The organism is Pseudomonas fluorescens (assembly GCF_902498195.1).
In the GTDB taxonomy this organism is placed as follows: Bacteria; Pseudomonadota; Gammaproteobacteria; order Pseudomonadales; family Pseudomonadaceae; genus Aquipseudomonas; species Aquipseudomonas fluorescens_BU.
Genome location: NZ_CABVIY010000003.1, coordinates 186,063 through 208,290 on the forward strand (window position 1 = coordinate 186,063; position 22,228 = coordinate 208,290).

21 protein-coding genes are annotated in these 22,228 nt (G+C 62.6%); 4 read left to right on the top strand and 17 right to left on the bottom strand.

What is annotated here, in order from left to right; translation table 11 throughout:
• Window positions 1-8: 8 nt before the first annotated feature.
• From F8N66_RS11740 to F8N66_RS11785, 10 genes are all read right to left on the bottom strand, one after another.
• Entirely contained in the window at window positions 9-653 is a 645-nt protein-coding gene (locus F8N66_RS11740) for a tetratricopeptide repeat protein (RefSeq protein ID WP_150770325.1), read from the bottom strand.
• Window positions 650-1,459: an SDR family oxidoreductase gene (locus F8N66_RS11745; RefSeq protein WP_150770326.1), complete on the bottom strand. Its 810-nt coding sequence runs from the start codon at window positions 1,457-1,459 to the stop codon at window positions 650-652. The genes F8N66_RS11740 and F8N66_RS11745 overlap by 4 nt, the downstream gene beginning before the upstream one ends.
• Window positions 1,446-2,120 carry a TenA family transcriptional regulator gene (locus F8N66_RS11750; RefSeq protein WP_150770327.1) on the bottom strand — a complete coding sequence of 225 codons (675 nt, stop codon included), beginning with the start codon at window positions 2,118-2,120 and terminating at the stop codon, window positions 1,446-1,448. Before F8N66_RS11750 ends, F8N66_RS11745 begins: the two co-directional genes overlap by 14 nt.
• Window positions 2,117-3,598 (bottom strand): AMP-binding protein, encoded by a 1,482-nt coding sequence (locus F8N66_RS11755; protein WP_150770328.1) that lies wholly within the window; start codon window positions 3,596-3,598, stop codon window positions 2,117-2,119. Before F8N66_RS11755 ends, F8N66_RS11750 begins: the two co-directional genes overlap by 4 nt.
• Entirely contained in the window at window positions 3,588-4,265 is a 678-nt protein-coding gene (locus F8N66_RS11760; RefSeq protein ID WP_150770329.1) for a thermostable hemolysin, read from the bottom strand. The genes F8N66_RS11755 and F8N66_RS11760 overlap by 11 nt, the downstream gene beginning before the upstream one ends.
• 169 nt (window positions 4,266-4,434) lie before the next feature.
• Window positions 4,435-5,532: a DNA alkylation repair protein gene (locus F8N66_RS11765; RefSeq protein WP_150770330.1), complete on the bottom strand. Its 1,098-nt coding sequence runs from the start codon at window positions 5,530-5,532 to the stop codon at window positions 4,435-4,437.
• A gap of 143 nt (window positions 5,533-5,675) precedes the next feature.
• The gene (locus tag F8N66_RS11770) at window positions 5,676-7,484 is read right to left on the bottom strand and encodes a monovalent cation:proton antiporter-2 (CPA2) family protein (protein ID WP_150770331.1); all 1,809 of its coding nucleotides are present in this window, start codon (window positions 7,482-7,484) and stop codon (window positions 5,676-5,678) included.
• A gap of 116 nt (window positions 7,485-7,600) precedes the next feature.
• Window positions 7,601-8,665 carry a sensor domain-containing diguanylate cyclase gene (locus tag F8N66_RS11775; protein WP_150770332.1) on the bottom strand — a complete coding sequence of 355 codons (1,065 nt, stop codon included), beginning with the start codon at window positions 8,663-8,665 and terminating at the stop codon, window positions 7,601-7,603.
• Window positions 8,666-8,794: 129 nt separating this feature from the next.
• Window positions 8,795-9,118 carry a protealysin inhibitor emfourin gene (locus F8N66_RS11780; protein WP_150770333.1) on the bottom strand — a complete coding sequence of 108 codons (324 nt, stop codon included), beginning with the start codon at window positions 9,116-9,118 and terminating at the stop codon, window positions 8,795-8,797.
• Complete coding sequence (locus F8N66_RS11785) at window positions 9,115-10,179, bottom strand: M4 family metallopeptidase (RefSeq protein ID WP_150770334.1); 1,065 nt, start codon at window positions 10,177-10,179, stop codon at window positions 9,115-9,117. Before F8N66_RS11785 ends, F8N66_RS11780 begins: the two co-directional genes overlap by 4 nt.
• A gap of 144 nt (window positions 10,180-10,323) precedes the next feature.
• On the opposite strand from F8N66_RS11785, the gene F8N66_RS11790 reads away from it, so the two are divergent.
• On the top strand, window positions 10,324-10,662 hold the full coding sequence (locus F8N66_RS11790) for an FKBP-type peptidyl-prolyl cis-trans isomerase (protein WP_150770335.1): 339 nt from the start codon (window positions 10,324-10,326) through the stop codon (window positions 10,660-10,662).
• Window positions 10,663-10,810: 148 nt separating this feature from the next.
• Here the strand turns inward: F8N66_RS11790 and F8N66_RS11795 are convergent, their stop codons facing one another.
• From F8N66_RS11795 to F8N66_RS11820, 6 genes are all read right to left on the bottom strand, one after another.
• Complete coding sequence (locus F8N66_RS11795) at window positions 10,811-11,554, bottom strand: SDR family NAD(P)-dependent oxidoreductase (protein ID WP_150770336.1); 744 nt, start codon at window positions 11,552-11,554, stop codon at window positions 10,811-10,813.
• 318 nt (window positions 11,555-11,872) lie between these two features.
• Window positions 11,873-12,892: a branched-chain amino acid aminotransferase gene (locus F8N66_RS11800; RefSeq protein WP_150770337.1), complete on the bottom strand. Its 1,020-nt coding sequence runs from the start codon at window positions 12,890-12,892 to the stop codon at window positions 11,873-11,875.
• A 190-nt stretch (window positions 12,893-13,082) separates the two neighbouring features.
• Entirely contained in the window at window positions 13,083-14,465 is a 1,383-nt protein-coding gene (gene lpdA, locus F8N66_RS11805; protein WP_150770338.1) for a dihydrolipoyl dehydrogenase, read from the bottom strand.
• A gap of 3 nt (window positions 14,466-14,468) precedes the next feature.
• Complete coding sequence (locus tag F8N66_RS11810) at window positions 14,469-15,740, bottom strand: dihydrolipoamide acetyltransferase family protein (protein WP_150770339.1); 1,272 nt, start codon at window positions 15,738-15,740, stop codon at window positions 14,469-14,471.
• On the bottom strand, window positions 15,741-16,799 hold the full coding sequence (locus tag F8N66_RS11815) for an alpha-ketoacid dehydrogenase subunit beta (RefSeq protein WP_150770340.1): 1,059 nt from the start codon (window positions 16,797-16,799) through the stop codon (window positions 15,741-15,743).
• Between the two features lies 1 nt (window position 16,800).
• Entirely contained in the window at window positions 16,801-18,036 is a 1,236-nt protein-coding gene (locus F8N66_RS11820; protein ID WP_150770341.1) for a 3-methyl-2-oxobutanoate dehydrogenase (2-methylpropanoyl-transferring) subunit alpha, read from the bottom strand.
• A gap of 185 nt (window positions 18,037-18,221) precedes the next feature.
• Here F8N66_RS11820 and bkdR point away from each other — a divergent pair, with 185 nt between their 5' ends.
• Window positions 18,222-18,710, top strand: a complete 489-nt coding sequence (gene bkdR, locus F8N66_RS11825) for a Bkd operon transcriptional regulator BkdR (protein ID WP_150770342.1) — start codon at window positions 18,222-18,224, stop codon at window positions 18,708-18,710.
• A 13-nt stretch (window positions 18,711-18,723) separates the two neighbouring features.
• Here bkdR and F8N66_RS11830 read toward each other — a convergent pair whose 3' ends face one another.
• Window positions 18,724-19,587, bottom strand: coding sequence for an MBL fold metallo-hydrolase (locus tag F8N66_RS11830; protein ID WP_150770343.1), 864 nt, complete (start codon window positions 19,585-19,587; stop codon window positions 18,724-18,726).
• A 163-nt stretch (window positions 19,588-19,750) separates the two neighbouring features.
• Between F8N66_RS11830 and F8N66_RS11835 the strand changes: the two genes are divergently transcribed.
• Together F8N66_RS11835 and F8N66_RS11840 are read left to right on the top strand one after the other, a co-directional pair.
• Complete coding sequence (locus F8N66_RS11835; RefSeq protein ID WP_150770344.1) at window positions 19,751-20,557, top strand: sulfite exporter TauE/SafE family protein; 807 nt, start codon at window positions 19,751-19,753, stop codon at window positions 20,555-20,557.
• A gap of 400 nt (window positions 20,558-20,957) precedes the next feature.
• Window positions 20,958-22,142 carry a porin gene (locus F8N66_RS11840; protein WP_150770345.1) on the top strand — a complete coding sequence of 395 codons (1,185 nt, stop codon included), beginning with the start codon at window positions 20,958-20,960 and terminating at the stop codon, window positions 22,140-22,142.
• The last annotated feature ends 86 nt before the right edge of the window (window positions 22,143-22,228 follow it).

Here is a 22,228-nt window from a genome sequence, read left to right on the forward strand (position 1 = left end):
GACTCCTGTCAGTTGAGTTTCTGGTTAACGTCGACCAACAGCGTTTCGATTTCCTGGCGGCGTCCGGCATCGGCGGTTTCCCGACCTGGCCGTGGGGGCGCGTTCAGGGCCTTTTGCAGTGCCGCCTTAGCTTCACTGTAGCGTTTTTGGCGGTAGAGGTGATCGCCCCAGAAATACAGGCTGTCGATACCGTTGGGGTTCAATTGCAAGGCGAGCTTGAGCAACTGTTCAGCCTTGTCCGAGTCGCCAAAGCCGATCGGCCAGCCCGGAACACGGTCATACAGTGCCCCAAGGCTGGTGTAGGCCGAGCCCTGCAAGGCCTTGGGATCCAGGGACAGGGCTTTTTCCAGGTCAACCCTGGCCTCCTTGACCTTGCCCAGTGCGCCGAGCCCGCCTTGGGCGCCGGCCCAACTGCTGGTGACGATGCCGGACCAGATCCATGCCTCGGCCACCGATTGCCGTTCCTGGGTGAAGCGTGCGGCCTGGGCGGCCAGTTTTTCAAAAGCGGCCGTGCGTTGCCCGGCGGGCAGTTCGTATTGAATGTGGGCCCAGTTTTGCTGGATGCCGACAAGTCGTTGCTGGTCAGCGGGCTCCAGCGCCCAGACACCCTGGCTCAGCGTGCCCAGCAACAGGTAAGCGGCGAATTTTTTCATGGTTTGAGATCCTCGCTGTCGGGCTTTTGACTCAAGCGGCGAATCAGCGGCAATTGCTTGCGCAAGCCGCGATCCACCAGGTTGGGCAGCAGGCTGTTGAGGCGCACGAAAAAGCGCTCCGGCCAGCCCAGGTACAAATCACGGCGATCACCGGCGATGGCGTGAATCACGGCCGAGGCGACGGTCTGCGGATCGTCGACACTGGCTTTGAGTGCGTCATTCAAGGCCTGCGCCGCCGGGCTGTTCATGCTGGTACGCGTGGCACGGGGCGCGACATACAGGACGCCGACGCGTGTGTCGGCCAGTTCCCGGCGCAAGGCTTCGCAGAACCCGCGCAAGGCAAACTTGGTGGCGCAATAGCTGGCGTAACCGGGGTAGCCGATGGAGCCGTAGGTCGAGCCGACGTTGACCACCATCGCGCTCTCGGCTTGCTTGAGCAGCGGCAGGAACAGCTTGGTCAGGCAGATCGGTGCGCCGACGTTCACGGCCAGCATCGCCTGGATGTCACTGTCTTCGAGCTGTTCGAGCATGGCGAAGTGATTGATCCCGGCGGCGTTGATCAGCAGATTGATGCCGCCGACGGCTTCGGCGGCGGCCAGCACTTTGTGCCGGTCGGCGATCAAGGTCAGGTCGGCACCCACCCAGGACAGGGTGTGAGGGTAGCGTTCGAGTAAAGGCAACAACGGCTCCCGATGCCGGGCCACCGCCAATACACAGGCGCCACTGGCGCACAGTGCGGTGGCGATGGCCAGGCCGATACCACCGCTGGCACCGGTCAGCACGACACGAGCCTCACGCAGGCGCATGCAGGTTCTCCCCGTCACGTGGCAAGCCGCGAAACATATCGGCGTACAGTTTGTAGACCACCCTGGACGCATGAATCACCGCCGCCTGGTCTGTCGGGTCGTCCAGCGTGTTCATCAGTCGGCGATAGGTCTGCATGTGCTCGATATCGAGCGACCCGTGGGAATTGAGGTAGCTGAAGGCCGTTTCCGGCAAGTCCAGGCGCTCGCGAATGCTGCCGGCCGCGTGGGTGGCCAGGGCTATGCTGGTGCCTTCCAGCACATTGACCATGCCGAACAGGCCGACCGGGTTGTCCCGGGCAATCAGGTCGTAGAGGAAACCGACCATCAGTTCGATCGGCAAGGAAGGCCGGCCGTCGCGCACGGCGTCCTTGTCGCCGCCGCAGGCCTGGATGTCATCCAGTACCCATTGTTCGTGGCCATATTCGTCCTCGATGTAGTCGCACACCGCTTCGCGCAGCCACTCCAGGCGCGTGGGCAGACGCGCACCGCAGGCCATCATCAAGGGGACGGTGTGGCGGACGTGGTAATAGGCCTGTGTCAGGAAGGCCCGGTAGCTTTCCAGGCTGACCCGACCTTCGAGCGCGTCGAGAATGATCGGCAGGTTGAACAGCTCGTGGCGCTCCTGGTGGGTGGCGGCTTGCAGCGTGTCAAAAAAACTCATGAGGCGGGTTCCTCGAACGGTGTGGGCTCGGTGAGCTGCGCCCGGTAACGCTCGACGATGGCCTCGCGACGTGGGCGGCCATTGGCGGTCAGCAAGCCATTGGCAGGCGTGAAGGGTTCATCCAGGCGGTTCCAGTGATGGACCTGGGCGTAATCGGGCAAGGCCTCGTTGGCCTCGGCCACGGTGGCGGCCAACTGTTGGTCAGTGCAATCGGGATGGCGGGGCCAGAGCAGCGCATGGTTGCGCGGCATGGCTTCGCCGTAGACGAAGGCCTGGGCGATGTGGTGGCGCTGGGTCAATTCGGCCTCGACCCATTCCGGGTTCACATTGCGCCCGAAACTGGTAATGAATTGATGCTTCTTGCGGCCTTTGAGATAGAGGAAGCCTTCCTGATCGAATTCGCCGAGATCGCCGCTGGGCCACCATTCGTCGAGGCACGGCGCTTCCCCCAGATAGCCCAGCAGGGTGGAACCCTTGATCAGCACTTCGCCGTCATCGGCCAGGCGGACCTCAACATGGGGCAGGGGCCGGCCGACACTGCCCGGGCGGCATGCGCCCGGACGATTGAGGCACACCACCGACGCGCATTCCGATAATCCGTAGCCTTCGTAAACCGGTAGGCCGACACGCTGCGCCTGTTGCAGCAGTTCTCTGGAAACCCTCGCTCCGCCTACGGCGGCAAACCGAAGCGACTGCGGATCAAACCCGTTGTTTTGCACCGCGCTGACCAGCAAGCGCAACAATTGCGGCACCAGAATCAGGCTCTCGGGAGCCCGCGTGGCCAGGCAATCGAGCAGGCGCGGCATGTCCACACCGCTGGCGCCGTGAATGCCCAGTGTGCTCTGCGCCGGAACGCTCAGCGTGGCACCCGCATACAACGCAGCATAGCAGCCGAGGTTTTCCAGCAGGACAGCCAGGGGCAGCAAGGCAAGGTGATGCCGCGGGGCGCTGGGCTGGCTGGCCTGGTCCAGCGCGCGCGCGACCCGCAGAATGCTTTCGGCACTCAGGCATACACCTTTGGGCATGCCGGTGGTGCCGGAGGTGTAGGTCAGTTTGGCGGTGCCCTCGGGCAGGCGGGTCGGAGCGCTGAAGGTGCGTCGCCAGCATTCGCCGTTTTTCTCATACCCGGCCGTTTGCAGCGCTCCTTCGAGTTCCGGCTGGGCGATCACCCGTTCGGCTTGACTCTGCTCCAGGCAGTGATGGCGTTGGGCAGGGCTGAAAAATGGCGGTAATGTCAGGCAGGTCAGGCCTTCGAACAGTGCGGCCAGATCCCAGAGCATCGCTTCAACGCCGTTGTCCAGCGCCAGTGCAACCACCTTGACGTGTTCGTCGCGCAGCCGCTGCTGGCGATGCATCACCTCGGCGTACAGCGTGGCGTAATCCACCCTTGACTGATCGCCCCACAACGCGATGCCGTCGGGTGTTCGCTCGGCGTGGCGGCGCAGGGTTTGTTTGAAATGGTCCATTTCAGGCGACATGGATGGACTCCTCGATGGACGTCGGCAAACCGAGGCGGTTGAACAAGCCGATGTTGCGTAAATGACTGAATCCGGCGCGGATGTCGCCAACGTGGACCCAGGGCTGGCTCTCGTAGTAACTGCCCCAGCTGTGGCGGTCGTCGCCCAGCCGCTCGGGGTCGGCGGCGCACAGGGTCACCGGCTGCAAACCCAGGCGATGAAAGCTGTTGACCAGGCCGATGTTGCCGGTGAACGCCACCCACTCCAGGCCGCCCATGGCCAATAGGTAGGTGATGGCGATGATGCTCAATCGTGCGCTGCCGGAGTCGCTGGCGGCCAGGTTGCCCACCTCGACAATGCCGGCTCGATCCACCGGGCGGTCGGCGGCGGCACTGATCAACGGCTCGATCAGCTCGTCCAGGTAGCGCTCCAGAAACAGTTGCCCGCTATTCGCCAGGCGCACCCCGGCCACCGCGCAGAGTTCATGCGAGGCGTTGTACATGCCAAACAGTTCCGGCATGAAATGACGGATATCGGCGCCATGGGCCTGGCGGAAACGTTGCTGGATAAAGGCTTCGAAGGCCGGGCGCCCGGGGTCGTCCGGCAGTGCCCTGAGCAGGCTCATTGGCGCTGTTTCAGCGTTGCCCAGGTGCAGCGGTAAAGGAATGTTCCAGTTGAAATCGGGCATGCAAGACATCTCCCCGGGTCTAATGGGGAGAAGTATCCGGACCTTTTCTTAATGAAGTCTGAAGACGCCACTGTTGTAGGAGCGAGCTTGCTCGCGATGGTGTGACAGTCAACGTGATGTCAACTGACACACCATCGCGAGCAAGCTCGCTCCTACTGGGGGACGGGGTTCAGGGAAGGATTTCGAAGATCGTGCTGGCCAGCCGCTCGCCGTTCACCAACACATGCACCGCATGCTTGCCCGCGTAGTGCCGGCGGGTGGTGAGTTCCTTGATGTGCTGGCCACGGGCGAGGGTTTGGGTGGTGTTGCCCGGCAGGGTCAGGGCCTTGAGCTTGAACACCTTCGCCGACGTGCTGCCGTTGGCTTTCACGTAGTCGATGGCGTAGTCGATCACCAGGCGCTGGCTGTTTTCGACCGTGGATCTGACGGCGAAGGACAGGGTGATTTTTTCCCCCAGGCCAATCACCGGCGGGTTGACCTGTACATCGACGATCTCGACTTCAGGCTTGCCGCCGGCGCCGATGATTGCCAGTGCCCGCTGATTACCCTGTTTGATCAGGCTGCGCAGGGCATGCCGGGCGATCCAGGCAGTGTGCTTGTTGTCCAGCGACCAGCCCTCGATCAGGTCCAGCACCCATTCGGGATGGTCCTTGGTGATGTCGTTGAGGTGATTGGCTACCGATTTACGCACGTAAAGACTGCTGTCGGCCTTGAGGTTGTCGAGAATGCTGGCGGCCAGTGTCGGGTCGGCCTGGATCCGTTCCAGGCGAAACGACCACGGCAAGCGCGGGCGGCAGCCTTCGCTGGCGAGGCGCCGCACGTGCTCGTTGTCGTCCAGCGACCAGGCGTGCATCCACTTCAACGAGCGTTCGATGTCGCGGCGCAGGAACGGGCGGATCGCGAATTCCGAGGAGCCGAACGCGGTGAAATACTTGAGCGCCTCCATGGAGAGTTCGAAGCGGTCAGCGCCATAGCTCGCCACGTAATGCGGCAGGCACATGCTGACGAAGCCGCTGTTGAGGCGCGGGGCGAGGGCGCGCAAGACCTCCAGCGAGGCCTCGAAATCCAGCGGCAGCACGGCATGCAGGGATTCGCTGACGCGGGCCAGGCGTTGCATGATCGATAGCTCGGCCAGGTCTTTTTTTGCCAGCTTGAGGAATGCCTTGGCATCGAACGCCGGATAGACCGCCGTCATCTCGGTGGCGATGTGCTGGAGGCGCTCGGCGTTGAAGATTTCTTTCAGGGCGGGGGCGGGTTGGTCGGCCAAAGCAGTGTCCTTGATGTTCGGGGGTTGTCTGATCTACCGCGTTATCGTTCTTCGCGAGCAAGCCCGCTCCCACATGGGTTCGGTGTCGGTCACAAGCCCCCTGTGGGAGCGGGCTTGCTCGCGAAGAGGCCGGTACAGTCACCTCATTTCTTGCCTGCTTGCTCTTCCAGCTGATCCGATTCAAACAGCCGCGCCAGTTCCGCCCGCGCTTCCTGCGCCGTCTGCATCACTTTCGCCGCGTCGTCGTAGACCGCGTGCTGGGCTTCGAGCACCTGTTCGTCGTGGTGCTTGAAGCGCTTGATCCGCGCATCGGCCTGCTCCTGGGTCAAGCCCAGGCCGATCAGCGTTTGCCGGCTCATTTCCAGGCTCGAATAAAAGGTTTCGCGCACGGCGTGGGCACCCACGTCCATCAACCGGTGCACGTGCTGGCGGTTACGGGCGCGGGCGATGATCTTCATGTGCGGGTAGAGCTTGTGCACCAGCTCGGCGGTCTTGATGTTGGTGTCCGGGTCGTCGGTGGCAATCACAAAATACTCGGCCTGCTCGACCTTGGCCGCGCTGAGGATTTCCGGGCGCATCGGGTCGCCATAGAACACCGGCACGCCGCCGAAGCTGCGGGACAGCTCAATGGTTTCCACCGAGGTGTCGAGGGCGACGAACTTGATGTTCTGCGCCCGCAGGATCCGCGCCACGATCTGGCCCATGCGGCCCATGCCGGCGATCACCACGCGCGGTGCCTCGGTGTCGATTTCGCGGAATTTTTCCGGCACCACCACCGGTTGCACTTTGGGGCTGACCAGACGGGCACACAACAGGATCAACAGCGGCGTCATGGCCATTGACAGGGTGATCGCCAGCACCAGCAGGTCATACAGGCGCGGATCGAACAGGTTTTGATCGCGACCGATCTTGAACACCACGAACGCAAATTCACCGCCGGCGGCCAGAACGATGCCAAGGCGGATGGCGCTGACGCTGTTCAGGCCTCCGGCCAGGCGACCGAGGACGAACAGCAAGGGAAACTTGACGGCGATCAGCAGCACGGTCAGGCCCAGCACCACGATTGGTTCGTGCAGCAGCAGGCTGAGGTTCGCGCCCATGCCGACGCTCATGAAAAACAGCCCCAGCAGCAACCCCTTGAACGGTTCGATCTGCGCTTCCAGCTCATGGCGGTATTCGGAATCCGCCAGCAGCAGGCCGGCGAGGAAGGCGCCCAGGGCCATGGAAATGCCGGCGATGCCCATCAGCCATGCCGTACCGATGACCACCAGCAGCGCGGTGGCGGTAGAGACTTCAGGCAAATTGCTCTTGGCGACAATCCGGAACACCGGTCGCAGCAGGTAGCGGCCACCGATCACGACGATGGCGATGCTGGCCAGCACCCGTAATCCGTGGTTCACGTCTTCTGCCGTGCTGGTGTTGTGATCGACGCCGGCCAGCAACGGCACCATGGCGATCAACGGGATCGCGGCGATGTCCTGGAACAGCAGGATCGCGAAAGCCAGGCGCCCGTGGGGGCTGGTCAGTTCCTTGCGTTCGGCCAGGCTCTGCAGGCCGAACGCGGTAGACGACAGGGCCAGGCCCAGGCCCAGCACGATAGAACTGTTCAAAGGCTGGCCGAACACGAACAGCGCCAGTACGCCCAGCACCCCTCCCGTCAGCAACACCTGCGCCAGGCCGACGCCGAACACGGACCGGCGCATCACCCACAAGCGCCGTGGCGACAGCTCGAGGCCGATGATGAACAGCAGCAACACCACGCCCAGTTCCGAGATGTGAGCGACGCTTTCCGGGTTGCCGATCAGGCCCAGCACCGAGGGGCCGATGATCACCCCGGCGAACAGATAACCGAGCACCGCCCCCAGATGCAGGCGCTTGGCCAGGGGCACGGTGAGGACTGCCGCGAGCAGAAACACGACAGCGGCTTGTAACAGATTGCCTTCATGGGGCATGGGGAAACTCCATCTACTCGGTACGGCGGGGGGGACAAGGATAAAGGCTGGGGTCGCCAGAGATCTACCGTGGATGTCTGCCGGCCTGTGCGCAAAGCCTCCCTGTCAGTCGAGGCTCATGCCGGATGGCCCGCTACCTGTTCTCCCAATCGGTACTGATTGTTCCCGCTGCGCTTGGCCGCATACATCGCCAGGTCGGCAATATGAATCAGCCGGTCCATGTTCGGCGCATGGTCGGGGAACACGGCGACGCCAAGGCTGGTGCCGATGTGGCGCTGCTCGTTCCCGAGGGTCACGGGCGGGGAGAGTTCGATGAAGATCTTCTGGCAGATGCTGCGGGCTTCGTCCTGCAGGCTGATGCCTTGGGGCAGGCCCTGCAGGATGACCACGAATTCGTCGCCACCGATGCGGGCGACCGTATCGGTGGCACTCAGGACGCGCTTGAGTCGGGTCGCGGTCGTGACCAGCACGCGGTCGCCGGCCGCATGGCCATAGTGGTCGTTGATCGCCTTGAAACCGTTCAGGTCGACGAACACCAATGCCACGCGGGTGGCGCTGACGCGTGCCTGTTCCAGCGCGTCGGACAGGCGTTCCTCAAGCACCAGGCGATTGGGCAAGCCGGTCAGTGGATCGAAGTGGGCCAGGTGTTGCAGGTAGCTGGCCGAGGCTTTTTCTTCGGTGATGTCGCGGACCACGCCCATCATCTTGACCGTTTCATCGTGGTCGTTCCTGACCACATTGCCGGTTTCCCGTAGCCAGCGAATGGTGCCGTCGGGCCAGACCACGCGGTATTCCTCGTCGTGGTTCTCGCCGGTTGCCAGGCAGCGCAGCTCGCCGGCCCGGACCCGGGCCCGGTCGTCCGGGTGCACGCAGGCGCAAAACAGCGCGTAGGAGGGCGTCACTTCGCCGATCTTGAACCCGAACATGGCGTAGATCGCTTCCGACCAGTAGAGCTTGTCGGTGTCCACGTCCCAGTCCCAGGTGCCGATGCGGGCGAAATACTGGCTGCGCTTGAAACGCTCGGCGTCACCGTCCTGGCGGATGTTACGGCCCTCGGCGAGGTCGCTGATGATCGCCCGGTACTCGGCCAGTTGCCGGCGCGACGCGCGCTCGCGAACAATCAACGCGATGATCAGAACGATAATCACCGAGCCGAGGGCGGTGCTGATCCAGGGCCACATTAGTCGCGGGCTGCCATCATGGCGAAATGAACCGTACGGGAAGGTGGCGGTTATCTTAATTCACGGCAACGGCGGGAAACAGCGGTTAATCCCTCGTAATACAGGCTTTTCGCAGGTATTGGCTGATTTTTATAGCAATTCACCTTTATCCCACAGCCGTACCAGCTCGCCGGGGGCCCGGTCTTCAGGCACCTTCAACACCACTTCATCGTCCTGCTCGCCGGCAAAGAAGCGCACTTCGATCTGGTAGAAGCGCTGATCGCCGCCGCCGGGAGACGCGCTGGCCAGTGGCAGGCAACCTTCGAGCAACAGGCAGATGCGTGAGCGTTGGTCGATATCGCATTGCCCGAATTCGATTTCCCGAGGGCGGCTCAAGGCCTGGATGGCCGCAAAACCACCCTGGCGAGACAGGCGCACCACGGCACGCTCGTCCAGTGTTGGCAGGTTTTTCATGGTGCCTCCTGCGTCAGGTCGACGCCCGTTTCAGCCCAGCCGTGTTGCACCGCGCGGGCCGCGTGGCTGCCAAAAAGCGCCTGGGCATGGGTGACAGTCAGTTGCGCGAAGGCACTGAAGGATGCTTCGCGGCTCAAGCGCCCATCGCACAGGGCGTCGTACCAGATACGGCCGGTTTTCTCCCACGCAAAGCCGCCCAGGGCCTTGGCCGCCAGATAAAACGCACGGTTGGGAATGCCGGAGTTGATGTGCACGCCGCCATTGTCCTCCTGGGTGATGACGAATTTGCGCATGTGGTCCGGTTGCGGATCCTTGCCCAGCAGCGGGTCGTTGTAGGCGGTGCCCGGATGGGACATGGAACGCAGGCCGACGCCCTTGATGCGCGGCGTCAGCAAGTCCGCGCCGATCAGCCAGTCTGCCTGATCAGCGGTTTGTCCCAGTACATATTGCTTGATCAGCACACCGAACACGTCCGACAGCGATTCATTCAACGCCCCGGACTGATTGGCGTACTCCAGGCCGGCTTCGCTTTCGATCACGCCGTGGGTCAGTTCGTGGCCAATGACATCCAGCGAGCGGGTAAAGCGCTCGAAAATTTCACCGTCGCCGTCACCGAAGACCATCTGCGAACCGTTCCAGAACGCATTCTCGTAGTGCTGGCCGTAATGCACGCTGCCGATCAGGGTGAAACCCTGGTTGTCGATGGAATCGCGACCCAGCACCTTCCAGAAGAAATCGTAGCTGGCACCCAGTGCATCGTAGGCTTCATCGACCGCCGGATCGCCGCTGGCCGGCTGCCCTTCAAGGCGCACCGGCTGGCCGGGCAACAGCATTTTGCCCTGGGCGTCGTGAATGGCGCGTTGTGCCTGCCCGGGTTTGCGCGCTGGCGGCAGGATCGCGTTTGCCGAGGCGAGTGACGGTGGGCCGGGCGGGTGCCGCAGGGTACGCACATGGGTCAGCGTACTCAGGGCGCTGGAGCGCTGGTGTTCAGAACCGTGGGCGACGATGCGGTTGAGAATATACGGCGGAATGAAACTGCGCAGGGCGAGTGAGCCGGTCATCAGAGGGTCCCTTTCTGAGTGGAACGTCGATACTTATGTGAACGGTAGCGGGGCCTTCGGTTCCGCGATTGCCAAAGACGCCGGTTTCTGCGAAAAACACCGCCCGCGCCCTGCGGACCGGGGCGATTGTGAACGAGTAGGCATATGAACGACGAATTGCAAATCATCGACCTTGAGCCCGGCGAGGGCAAAACAGCCGTCAAAGGCGCGCTCATCACCACCCAGTACCGTGGCTGGCTGGAAGACGGCAGCGAATTCGACTCTTCCTACAGCCGGGGCAAGCCGTTCCAGTGCGTGATCGGCACCGGCCGGGTCATCAAGGGCTGGGATCAGGGCATCATGGGCATGCAGGTCGGTGGCAAGCGCAAGTTGTGGGTGCCGGCACACCTGGCCTATGGCGAGCGCACGATGGGCAAGATCCCGCCCCACTCGAATCTGCTGTTCGAGATTGAACTGCTGGAAGTGCTGACGCGGGATGATTGATCGGTTTGAAGTGTGTTTTCAGTCGGGTCGCTTTCGCGAGCAGGCTCGCTCCCATGGGTCAGGCGCCAGGTTGAAGTCGGCGCTGGACCTCTGAGAGCGAGACTTCTCGCGAAGAACACGTTCTTACCTGTTGATATTGATGGGTTTTCTATCGAATCGAGTAGCCGCTATCGACGATCCAGTCCTGGCCGATCACGTTGCGTGCGCCGTTGCCCAGCTGGAACAGAATCACATCGGCTACCGCCCCAGGCTCCAGGAACTGACCGCCGAGCAAGCGCTCATTGACCGTGTTGGCGACTGCGCTCAGTTCTTCGTTCTTGAGTCCCAGCGTCGACCAGATCGGCGTCGCGGTCGGGCCGGGGGACACGGTGTTGATGCGGATGCCGTGGGGCGCCAGTTCCACCGCCAGGGTGCGCGCATGGTGGATCAGCGCGGCTTTGGAGGCGATGTAGGCCGCCAGGCCCGGGAAGGTCACTTGTGCCAGGAAGGTGCCGATAAACACCACCGAGGCGGTCGCCGCCAGTTGCCCGCGCAGGCAAGCCAGGGTGTTCAACGCGCCCGCGCCGTTGACCGCCCATTGCCGGTCGAAAGCCCCCAGGTCAAGCCCGTCGGCCAGTTGTGCAATGCCGGCGTTCGGCACCAGGTAGCTCACGGGGCCCAGGGTCGAGGCCTGTTTCGCCAGGCGCTCCAGGTCGGCCGGGCGGGTCACGTCGCCGGCTACCCACGACAGTTGCGTCTTGAAGCGTTCGGCCAGTTCACCGAGGCCGCCGATCTGGCGCGACATCGCCAGCACGCGCGCGCCTTGGGCGAGCAAGCGTTCGGTAACCGCCAGGCCAATGCCGGAACTGGCACCGGTGACGACCGCCAGACGGTCTTGAAAAGTGTTGTTCATACAGAGGTTTCCTTTTGGTCAGTGAGCTTTTACACAACACCTACCAAAAATCAGGCCAATGTGACGGGCCTTTAAGTACGGGCGTTCCAGGTTGGTTGTGGTTGTTTTGACTCTGGTCATTAAGACTGCGTCTGGTCTTAATGACCGTTATCCGTAGGAGCGAGCTCTGCTCGCGATGAAGGGCGGGGTGGAGTGTCAGGTTTCCATTGTCATCGTTGAAGACCATCGCGAGCAGGCTCGCTCCTACAAAGGGCACAAAAAAAATCGCCGCCCCCGGAAGCCGGGGGCGGCGATTTTTCAGTGCGGGCGGGCGTCAGGTCAAACCTTGACGATCCAGCCGGCTGGCGCTTCGATGTCGCCGGTTTGCACGCCGGTCAGCTCTTTGTAGAGCTTCTGGGTGATCGGGCCGACTTCGGTTTCGCTGTGGAACACGTGCAGGTGATCGTTGTAGTGGATGCCGCCGATCGGGGTGATCACGGCGGCCGTACCGCAGGCACCGGCTTCCTTGAAGTCCGAGAGCTTGTCGATGAACACGTCGCCTTCGATCACTTCCAGGCCCAGACGGGTCTTGGCCAGCTCGATCAGCGACAGACGGGTGATGCCCGGCAGTACCGACGGCGAATTCGGGGTCACGAACTTGTTGTCGTGGGTGATCCCGAAGAAGTTGGCCGAACCGACTTCCTCGATCTTCTTGTGGGTCATTGGATCCAGGTAGATGGCGTCGGCGAAGTGCGCCTTCTTGGCCTGGGAGCCCGGCATCAGGCTGGCGGCGTAGTTGCCACCGACCTTGGCGGCACCGGTGCCTTGTGGCGCGGCGCGGTCGTAGCCGGAGATCTGGAAGTTGTGCGGGGTCAGGCCGCCCTTGAAGTAGGCGCCGACCGGGATCGCGAACACCGAGAAGATGAACTCGGGGGCGGTACGCACGCCGATGTTGTCACCCACGCCGATCACGAACGGACGCAGGTACAGCGCGCCGCCGGTGCCGTAAGGCGGGATGAAGCGTTCGTTGGCGCGGACCACGTCCTTGCACGCTTCGATGAATTGCTCGGTCGACACATGCGGCATCAGCAGGCGGGTGCAGCTGCGCTGCATGCGCGCGGCGTTCTGGTCCGGACGGAACAGGTTGATCGAGCCGTCCTTGCAACGATAGGCCTTCAGGCCTTCGAAGCATTGCTGGCCGTAGTGAAGGGCCGTGGAGCCTTCGCTGATGTGCAGCACGTTATCTTCGGTCAGGGTGCCTTTGTCCCACTCGCCATTACGCCAGTACGACAGATAGCGCTTGTCGGTCTTGATGTAGTCAAAACCCAGCTTGTCCCAATTGATGCTTTCGTTACCCATGACACCCTCTATCACTTAACAACCGCCGAAACGGTTCAAGGCTTCTGACGTTTTTCCGGATGGGCACAACAATACTTCATTCCAAGGCTGTTTCGCAGTGTAAAAAAGCTAAAAGATCGCAGCCTGCGGCAGCTCCTACATGATCGGTGAACCCCCGTAGGAGCTGCCGAAGGCTGCGATCTTTTGATCTTTACAGGTGCAAAGCATGCCCCAAGGCTCGCAACGCCGCTTCCTGCACTGCCTCGCCGAGCGTCGGATGGGCATGGATGGTGCCGCCGATGTCTTCCAGCCGCGCGCCCATTTCCAGGCTTTGCGCAAAGGCCGTGGACAACTCGGACACCCCGACACCCACGGCTTGCCAGCCGACAATCAGATGATTGTCGCGACGGGCGACGACGCGCACGAAGCCGCTTTTCGACTCCAGCGTCATCGCCCGGCCGTTGGCGGCGAACGGGAAGCTGGAGACGATGCAGTCCAGGCCGGCCGCCTTGGCCTCGTCCGGGGTCTTGCCGACCACCACCAGTTCCGGGTCGGTGAAGCACACGGCCGCAATGGCAGTGGGGTTGAACTCGCGGGACTTGCCGCTGATCAGTTCGGCCACCATCTCACCCTGGGCCATCGCCCGATGGGCGAGCATCGGTTCGCCGCTCAGGTCGCCAATGGCATACACGTTGCGCATGCTGGTCTGGCAGCGGTTGTCGATCTTGATCGACGAACCGTTCATGTCCAGGTTCAGCGCTTCGAGGTTCCAACCCTGGGTGTTGGGTTTACGGCCCACGGCCACCAGCACCTGGTCGGTTTCCAGGCTCAGGGTGTCACCGTCCGGTGTGCTGACTTGCAAGGTATTTTCATTTGAATCAAAGGCCTGCACGCTGTGCTTCAAGTAAAGCTTCACACCGAGCTTCTTCAGTTCGTCGTGCACCGGCTGGGTCAGTTCGGCGTCGTAGGCCGGCAGGATACGTTCCTGGGCTTCGACCACGCTGACCTCGGCGCCGAGCTTGCGATAGGCAATCCCCAGTTCCAGGCCGATGTAGCCGCCACCGACCACGATCAAGCGCTTGGGCACGGAGGCGGGTGCCAGGGCTTCGGTGGAAGAAATGATCGGCCCGCCAATCGGCAACATCGGCAGGTTGACGCTTTTCGATCCGGTGGCCAGGACCAGGTGTTCGCACTGGATGCGCGTGTCGCCGACGTCGACGGTTTTGCCGTCCACGACCTTGGCCCAGCCCGGGATGACCTGGACCTTGTTCTTTTTCAGCAGCGCCGCGACACCGGTGGTCAGGCGATCGACGATGCCGTCCTTCCATTCGACGCTCTTGCCGATGTCCAGCGTCGGCGCCGGCACATTGATGCCCAGCGCCGAATGCTGGCTGTGATGTCGGGTCTGGTGAAACTGTTCAGCGACGTGAATCAGGGCCTTGGACGGAATGCAGCCGATGTTCAGGCAGGTGCCGCCCAACGATTGGCCTTCCACCAGTATGGTCGGGATGCCCAACTGACCGGCACGGATCGCCGTCACATAACCGCCAGGGCCGCCGCCGATGATCAGCAGCGTGGTGTGCAGAGTCTGCATGTCTTACTCCATAAACAGCGTGGCGGGTTGTTCGAGCAGGCCGCGCACGGCCTGGATGAAGAGCGCCGCGTCCATGCCGTCGACCACGCGGTGATCGAAGGAGCTGGAGAGGTTCATCATCTTGCGGACCACGATCTGGCCTTTGATCACCATCGGCCGTTCGACGATCTTGTTCACGCCGACAATCGCCACTTCCGGCAGGTTCAGCACCGGGGTGCTGACGATCCCGCCCAACGCGCCGAGGCTGGTCAGGGTGATGCTGGAGCCGGAGAGTTCATCGCGGCTGGCCTTGCCGTTGCGCGCGGCGGTGGCCAGGCGGGCGATTTCCGCCGCGCTGTCCCACAGGCTGCGAGCTTCGGCGTGACGCACGACCGGCACCATCAAGCCGATGTCGGCCTGGGTGGCGATGCCCACATGCACCGCGCCGAGGCGGGTGATGACCTGGGCTTCGTCGTCGTAGCGGGCGTTGATCTGCGGGAAATCGCGCAGGGCCACGACCAGGGCGCGGACCAGGAACGGCAGCAAGGTCAGCTTGCCACGGGTCGCGCCGTGTTTTTCGTTGAGGTGCGCGCGCAGTTCTTCGACGGCCGTGACGTCGATTTCCTCGACGTAGCTGAAGTGAGCGGCGCGTTGCGTGGCGTCCTGCATGCGCTGGGCAATCTTGCGGCGCATGCCGATCACCGGGATCTGTTCTTCGTCGATACGCTGGGCGTAGGCGCTGCTGGCGGACGAGGCATTGGACTGGCCCTGGGCCAGGTAGGCCTCCAGGTCATCGTGCAATACCCGACCGGCCGGGCCGGAACCGCGTACCAGACGCAATTGAATGCCCAGGTCCAGCGCATGTTTGCGCACCGCCGGGGAGGCCAGCGGACGTTCATCGGCTTCACGAGCGACCATCGGCCCCTGGCAGGCGGCTGCCGGACGAGGGGCGGCTGGCGCCGGCTTGTTTTCCACGACGGGCTCAACCTTCGGTGCTTCCACCGGGGTTTCCTTGACCGCGGCTGGATGAGCCGATTCTTTAACGTTGCCCGCGCCTTCGACTTCAATGCTGATCAGCACGCTGCCGACCGCCATGACTTCGCCCGGCTGCCCGCCGAGGGCGATGACCTTGCCATGCACCGGCGAGGGAATATCCACCATCGCCTTGTCGGTCATGACATCGGCCAGCACCTGGTCCTCGACGACCAGGTCGCCGACTTTCACGTGCCACTGAGACAATTCAACTTCTGCGATGCCTTCGCCAATGTCCGGCATCTTGATAACGTGCGTGCCCATTCAGACCTCCATGACCCGTTTCAACGCCGCGCCCACACGGGACGGCCCTGGGAAATACGCCCACTCCTGCGCGTGCGGGTAGGGGGTGTCCCAACCGGTGACGCGTTCGATCGGCGCTTCCAGGTGGTGGAAGCAGTGTTCCTGCACCAGCGCCGCCAGTTCGGCGCCGAAACCGCAGGTGCGGGTCGCTTCGTGAACGATCACGCAACGGCCGGTTTTCTTCACCGACCGGGTGATGGTTTCCAGGTCCAGCGGCCACAGGCTGCGCAGGTCGATGACTTCGGCATCGATGCCGCTTTCTTGCGCGGCGACTTGCGACACATACACGGTGGTGCCGTAGGTCAGGATGGTCACGTCCTTGCCAGGACGGGTGATGGCGGCAACGTCCAGCGGCACCGTGTAGTAGCCGTCCGGCACCTGCGCGGCCGGGTGTTTCGACCAGGGGGTCACCGGGCGGTCGTGGTGGCCGTCGAACGGGCCGTTGTACAGGCGCTTGGGCTCCAGGAAGATCACCGGGTCATCGTTTTCGATGGAGGCAATCAGCAGGCCTTTGGCGTCGTAGGGGTTGGAGGGCATGACGGTACGCAGGCCGCAGACCTGGGTGAACATCGCCTCGATGCTCTGGCTGTGGGTCTGGCCGCCGTAGATGCCGCCACCGCAAGGCATGCGCAGGGTCATCGGCGCGGTGAATTCCCCGGCCGAGCGATAACGCAGGCGCGCGGCTTCGGAAATGATCTGGTCGGACGCCGGGTACACGTAGTCGGCGAACTGGATTTCCGCCACCGGGCGCAAACCATAGGCGCCCATGCCCACGGCAACACCGACGATGCCGCTTTCGGAGATCGGCGCGTCGAACACCCGCGAGGTGCCGTACTTGGTCTGCAAGCCTTCGGTGCAACGGAATACGCCGCCGAAGTAGCCCACGTCCTGGCCGAACACCACAACGTTGTCGTCACGCTCAAGCATCACATCCATGGCCGAGCGCAGGGCCTGGATCATGGTCATGGTGGTCGTGGTCATGGCGGTTTCCAGCGCAATATTGTTGTTGTGATCGTTCATGTCAGATCCCCAGCTCTTGACGCTGGCGCTTCAAATGCTCCGGCATCTCTTTGTAGACGTCTTCGAACATGGTCGCGGCGCTTGGAATCTGGCCACCGGCCAGGGTGCCGTACTGCTCGGCCTGTTTCTGTGCGCCGATCACTTCGGCTTCCAGTTCGGCGCTGACGGCGGCGTGTTCCTCTTCGGACCAGTGGCCGACCTTGATCAGGTGCTGCTTGAGGCGCGCGATCGGATCACCCAGCGGGAAGTGGCTCCAGTCGTCGGCAGGGCGGTATTTGGACGGATCATCGGACGTCGAGTGCGGGCCGGCACGGTAGGTGACCCATTCGATCATGGTTGGCCCGAGGTTGCGGCGGGCGCGTTCGGCGGCCCAGGCGGAGGCGGCGTAGACCGCGTAGAAGTCGTTGCCATCGACCCGCAGGGACGCGATGCCGCAACCGACGCCACGACCGGCGAAGGTGGTGGCTTCACCCCCGGCAATGGCCTGGAAGGTGGAGATGGCCCACTGGTTGTTGACCACGTTGAGGATCACCGGCGCGCGGTACACGTGGGCGAAGGTCAAGGCGGTGTGGAAGTCCGACTCGGCGGTGGCGCCGTCGCCGATCCAGGCCGAGGCGATTTTGGTGTCGCCCTTGATGGCCGAGGCCATGGCCCAGCCGACAGCCTGTACGAATTGCGTGGCCAGGTTGCCGGAAATGGTGAAGAAACCGGCCTCTTTGACCGAGTACATGATCGGCAGTTGACGTCCCTTGAGCGGATCGCGCTCGTTGGACAGCAGCTGGCAAATCAGGTCGACCAGCGGGACGTCGCGGGCCATCAGGATGCTTTGCTGACGGTAGGTCGGGAAGCACATGTCGTCGATGTTCAACGCCAGGGCCTGGGCGCTGCCGATGGCTTCTTCGCCGAGGCTCTGCATGTAGAACGACATTTTCTTCTGGCGCTGGGCGACCACCATGCGGTTGTCGTAGATCCGCGTCTTGAGCATGGCGCGCATGCCTTTGCGCAAGATCTCGACCGGCACGCCTTCGGCCCATGGGCCGAGGGCGTTGCCCTGGTCGTCGAGCACGCGGATCAGGCCACGGGCCAGGTCGGCGGTGTCGGCGGGTTCAACGTCGATGGAAGGTTTGCGCACCGTGCCGGCATCGGTCAGGTGCAGGTAGGAGAAGTCGGTTTTACAGCCGGGACGGCCCGAGGGTTCAGGGACGTGCAGACGCAGCGGTTCATACGCTTGGTTCATGGCTTCTACGCTCGATCTTGTGAATTTCTTGTAGTGAGCTGACCGTCATTCTTTGATCAAAGAAATCTTGTCCTACAACAATCATAGGCCCGGCCAAGAAGAATATTTCTCTCTGTTTCGTTGCGCTTCAGATCATTTGCAGATAAAAAATCTGCATAAACATAAAAAAAAGGTGGTTTTGTCTCATGCGCAAACTGGACCGTACCGATATCGGCATTCTCAACAGCCTTCAGGAGAACGCCCGCATCACCAACGCTGACCTGGCGCGCTCGGTCAACCTGTCGCCGACACCGTGCTTCAACCGGGTCAAGGCGATGGAGGAACTGGGTGTCATTCGCGAGCAAGTCACACTGCTCGATGCCGACCTGCTGGGGCTGCATGTGAACGTGTTCATCCATGTCAGCCTGGAAAAGCAGGTGGAAAGGGCGTTACAGCATTTCGAAGAGGCGATTTCCGATCGCCCGGAAGTGATGGAGTGCTACCTGATGGCCGGCGACCCGGACTATTTGATCCGGGTGCTGGTGCCGAGCATCCAGTCGCTGGAGCGTTTCATGATGGACTTCCTCACCAAAGTCCCCGGTGTCGCCAATATCCGTTCGAGCTTTGCGCTCAAACAGGTGCGCTACAAGACGGCGCTGCCGTTGCCGGCCAACGGTTTGACCCTGGATATCTGAAGATCTATTGACCTTAAAATTTATTGAGGGGGATTTTCAGGTAGGTCACGCCGTTGTCTTCGGCCGGCGGCATATTCCCCGCCCGCACATTGACCTGAATTGCCGGCAGCAGCAGCGTCGGCATGCCCAGCCCGGCATCACGCGTCGTGCGCATGGCGACAAAGGCCGCCTCGTCGATGCCATCGCGCACATGAATGTTGCCCTGGCGCTGTTCACCCACCGTGGTCATGCAGCGCGGCTCGCGGCTTTCAGGCGGATAGTCATGGCAGACGTAGAGGCGCACGCCGGCGGGGAAGGCCAGCAGCTTGCGGATCGAGGCGAACATCTGGTGGGCGTCACCCCCCGGAAAGTCGCAGCGCGCCGTGCCCACGTCAGGCATGAACAGCGTATCGCCCACCAGGATCACATCGCCGTCGATCAGGTAGGCCATGTCCGCCGGGGTATGGCCAGGTACATGCAGGGCCGTGGCCTTGAGGTTGCCGATGCGAAACGACTCGTCGGGGACGAACAGGTGATCGAACTGCGAGCCGTCGATGCAGAATTGCGGCTCCAGGTTGAACAAGGCCTTGAACACGTTCTGCACCTTGCAGATCGACTGGCCGATGGCGATTTTCCCGCCCAGTTCGCGGCGCAGATAGGGGGCGGCGGAGAGGTGGTCGGCGTGGGCATGGGTTTCCAGCAGCCATTGCACCTGCAACCGGTGCTCGCGCACGAAGGCGATGATGCGGTCGGCCTGCACGGTGGTGGTGCGCCCGGCGGCGGGGTTGTAGTCGAGCACCGGATCGACGATCGCGCACTGCCCGCCATCGGCTTCGAAGATCACGTAGCTATAGGTGGACGAGGCGTCGTCGAAAAAGGCTTCAATCAGGGCGGGCATGGGGGTGGATTCGTTCGTGGAGAAGCCATGAGGTTAGTTTCCTTTTCCCTGCGCTGACCAGCCCCCTCGTCAATTCTGTTGATGAAAAAAACCGTGCGGGCTCTATCCTGTCACTCATCGATACCGGGCGTTCCCGGCTTTTGTCATGGATTACGAGCGTTCTATGTTGCTGGCGAGTTTTTTTGGTGTGGTCATGGGGTTGGTGCTCGGTTTGACCGGGGCCGGCGGCGGTATTCTGGCGGTACCGGCGCTGGTGCTGGGCCTGGGGTGGGGCATGACCACGGCGGCACCGGTTGCGCTGTTCGCCGTGGGCAGCGCGGCGGCGGTCGGCGCCATCGATGGCCTGCGCCATGGCCTGGTGCGCTATCGCGCGGCGCTGTTGATTGCCTTGCTGGGAGCGGTTTTTTCGCCGGTGGGCATCTACTTCGCCCATCAGTTGCCGGAAAAAATCCTGATGATCCTGTTCAGCCTGCTGATGGTCATGGTGGCCGCGCGGATGCTGCGCCGCGAGCGCAAGGACGAGGGGCCCAGCGATCACGGTCACGCCAACTGGGGCCAGAAGAACTGCATGCTCGACCAGCACACCGGACGCTTTTCCTGGACCGCCAAATGCACCGCGACCCTGGCGGCCCTCGGTGCGGTGACCGGCGTGGTGTCGGGGCTGCTCGGCGTGGGCGGCGGTTTTCTGATTGTGCCGGCCTTCAAGCAACTGACCGACGTGCAGATGCGCGGGATCATTGCCACTTCCCTCATGGTGATCAGCCTGATTTCGGCGATCGGCGTGATCGGCGCCTTGCACGCCGGGGTGCGCATCGACGGCCTCGGGGTGGCCTTCATCGTCGCCAGCATCGTCGGCATGATCATCGGCCGAAAACTCTGCGCGCGGGTACCGGCGCGGGCGTTGCAGGTGGGGTTTGCCAGCGTCTGCCTGGTGGTGGCGGTTTTTATGTTGTTCCGGGCGGTTGGTTGAAAGTGGCTGCCTGATAGCCGACCTGATTGCAGGTGCGTCCGCGATCCGTTGTGGGAGCGGGCTTGCTCGCGAAGGCGGTGTATCAGTCAATGCATGTGTCAACTGACACACCGCCTTCGCGAGCAAGCCCGCTCCCACATTTGAACTGATCCGGGCGCCCCGTTAAACCACGCTGGACTCGCCGTAAGGGCGAGGATATCCCCCCCAATCCCAAAACCCACCACCACCGACCTACACCCAAAGTGGCGAGCCCTGCCGACAGACGGTCTTACGCCCTGATTGCCAAGCCCCCGCAGCCCCTCCAAAGCACCCGGAAACCGCGCCCAAGGCAGCGTATTTCGCTACCCGCCAGCTTTCGATAATCGCCTCCGACACCTCGTCCCCCGTCGCGGAGCGCGCCATGCACAACAATAAGAACTTCACGCATCGTTTTTTACCGGCGTTCATCGCCAGCCTGTCCTCCCTTGGCCTGAGCGCCACGGCCGAGGCCGAGATCATGCTGTACGACAAGGACCAGACCACGTTCTCCACCGATGGCTACATCAATGCCTTCTACGTGAACAGCGACGTCGACCGCGCCGGCGAGCAGTACGACCGCCGTCAGTCGCGGGTGAAAATGGGTTTCTTGCCCAACTACCTGGGCTTCAACATGGGCAAGCAGGTCGATGACCTCAAGCTCGGCGCCCGCGCCTCGTTCTGGGTGACCATCAACGACAGCCAGACCAATGGCACCGACACCGCCATCGACGTGCGGCAGTTCTACGGCACCGTGGCCAATCCGCAGTGGGGTGAGGTGCTGGTCGGCAAGGACTTCGGCCTGTTTGCCCGTTCCAACATCCTCCTGGATGAGCTGCTCGCCGGCTACGGCCAGGTCAGCGATACCCTGGGACTGGTGGATGGCGGCGGAGTGTCGTTCGGCAACATCGGCACCGGTTACCCGTATCCGTTCCCGACCTCGCAGATCACCTACCGCACCCCGGTGATGGACGGTTTGCGCGTGGCGGTGGGGATCATGGACCCGGTGGACACCAACGACAGCAGCCCGACCGGCAAGGCGTACCAGGAAAACCCGCGCACCGAGAGCGAGATCACCTACCAGTTCGACGTCGCCGGGGCGAAGATCTACAGCTGGGTCAACGGCAGCTACCAGACTTCAGACAACACCGATTCGACCGTCAACAGCGTCACCTCCAAAGGCGTCGGCTACGGTGTGCAGGCAAAGATGGGCGGTTTGTCCCTGACCGGGTCCGGTTTCCAGGCCAAGGGCATCAACCCGTTCTTCACCAACAACGCCGGCGAGCCGACCCTGCGCAACGTCGACAGCGACGGCTACCTGTTGCAGGGCTCCTACAAGCTGGGCAAGAACCGGTTGGCGCTGTCCTACGGCAAGACCAAGGACGATGGCAACGGCGCGGTCGGCAGCGGCGCGGACTATGAAACCCGGGGCATTGCGCTGTTCCATGACGTCAATGACAACCTGAAGCTGGTGGCCGAGTACAACCAGTTCGAGATCAACGGCCACGACACCAGTGACCAGAACGAAGACACCGATACCTTCGCGGTGGGGGCGGTGTTGACCTGGTAAGCCCCATCCGGCGCAACAGACTTCCCCCTGTGGGAGCGGGCTTGCTCGCGAAAGCGGTCTTCCAGTTGATCGTTCGGTTACCTGAC

Bases quoted from the DNA above. Each gene is read 5' to 3' on its own strand.
- F8N66_RS11840 (WP_150770345.1), top strand. From the start codon at position 20,958: ATGCACAACAATAAGAACTTCACGCATCGTTTTTTACCGGCGTTCATC.
- F8N66_RS11800 (WP_150770337.1), bottom strand. From the start codon at position 12,892: ATGGGTAACGAAAGCATCAATTGGGACAAGCTGGGTTTTGACTACATC.
- bkdR (WP_150770342.1), top strand. From the start codon at position 18,222: ATGCGCAAACTGGACCGTACCGATATCGGCATTCTCAACAGCCTTCAG.
- lpdA (WP_150770338.1), bottom strand. From the start codon at position 14,465: ATGCAGACTCTGCACACCACGCTGCTGATCATCGGCGGCGGCCCTGGC.
- F8N66_RS11750 (WP_150770327.1), bottom strand. From the start codon at position 2,120: ATGAGTTTTTTTGACACGCTGCAAGCCGCCACCCACCAGGAGCGCCAC.
- F8N66_RS11745 (WP_150770326.1), bottom strand. From the start codon at position 1,459: ATGCGCCTGCGTGAGGCTCGTGTCGTGCTGACCGGTGCCAGCGGTGGT.
- F8N66_RS11770 (WP_150770331.1), bottom strand. From the start codon at position 7,484: ATGCCCCATGAAGGCAATCTGTTACAAGCCGCTGTCGTGTTTCTGCTC.
- F8N66_RS11740 (WP_150770325.1), bottom strand. From the start codon at position 653: ATGAAAAAATTCGCCGCTTACCTGTTGCTGGGCACGCTGAGCCAGGGT.
- F8N66_RS11755 (WP_150770328.1), bottom strand. From the start codon at position 3,598: ATGTCGCCTGAAATGGACCATTTCAAACAAACCCTGCGCCGCCACGCC.
- F8N66_RS11760 (WP_150770329.1), bottom strand. From the start codon at position 4,265: ATGCCCGATTTCAACTGGAACATTCCTTTACCGCTGCACCTGGGCAAC.
- F8N66_RS11835 (WP_150770344.1), top strand. From the start codon at position 19,751: ATGTTGCTGGCGAGTTTTTTTGGTGTGGTCATGGGGTTGGTGCTCGGT.
- F8N66_RS11815 (WP_150770340.1), bottom strand. From the start codon at position 16,799: ATGAACGATCACAACAACAATATTGCGCTGGAAACCGCCATGACCACG.
- F8N66_RS11795 (WP_150770336.1), bottom strand. From the start codon at position 11,554: ATGAACAACACTTTTCAAGACCGTCTGGCGGTCGTCACCGGTGCCAGT.
- F8N66_RS11775 (WP_150770332.1), bottom strand. From the start codon at position 8,665: ATGTGGCCCTGGATCAGCACCGCCCTCGGCTCGGTGATTATCGTTCTG.
- F8N66_RS11810 (WP_150770339.1), bottom strand. From the start codon at position 15,740: ATGGGCACGCACGTTATCAAGATGCCGGACATTGGCGAAGGCATCGCA.
- F8N66_RS11785 (WP_150770334.1), bottom strand. From the start codon at position 10,179: ATGACCGGCTCACTCGCCCTGCGCAGTTTCATTCCGCCGTATATTCTC.
- F8N66_RS11820 (WP_150770341.1), bottom strand. From the start codon at position 18,036: ATGAACCAAGCGTATGAACCGCTGCGTCTGCACGTCCCTGAACCCTCG.
- F8N66_RS11830 (WP_150770343.1), bottom strand. From the start codon at position 19,587: ATGCCCGCCCTGATTGAAGCCTTTTTCGACGACGCCTCGTCCACCTAT.
- F8N66_RS11780 (WP_150770333.1), bottom strand. From the start codon at position 9,118: ATGAAAAACCTGCCAACACTGGACGAGCGTGCCGTGGTGCGCCTGTCT.
- F8N66_RS11790 (WP_150770335.1), top strand. From the start codon at position 10,324: ATGAACGACGAATTGCAAATCATCGACCTTGAGCCCGGCGAGGGCAAA.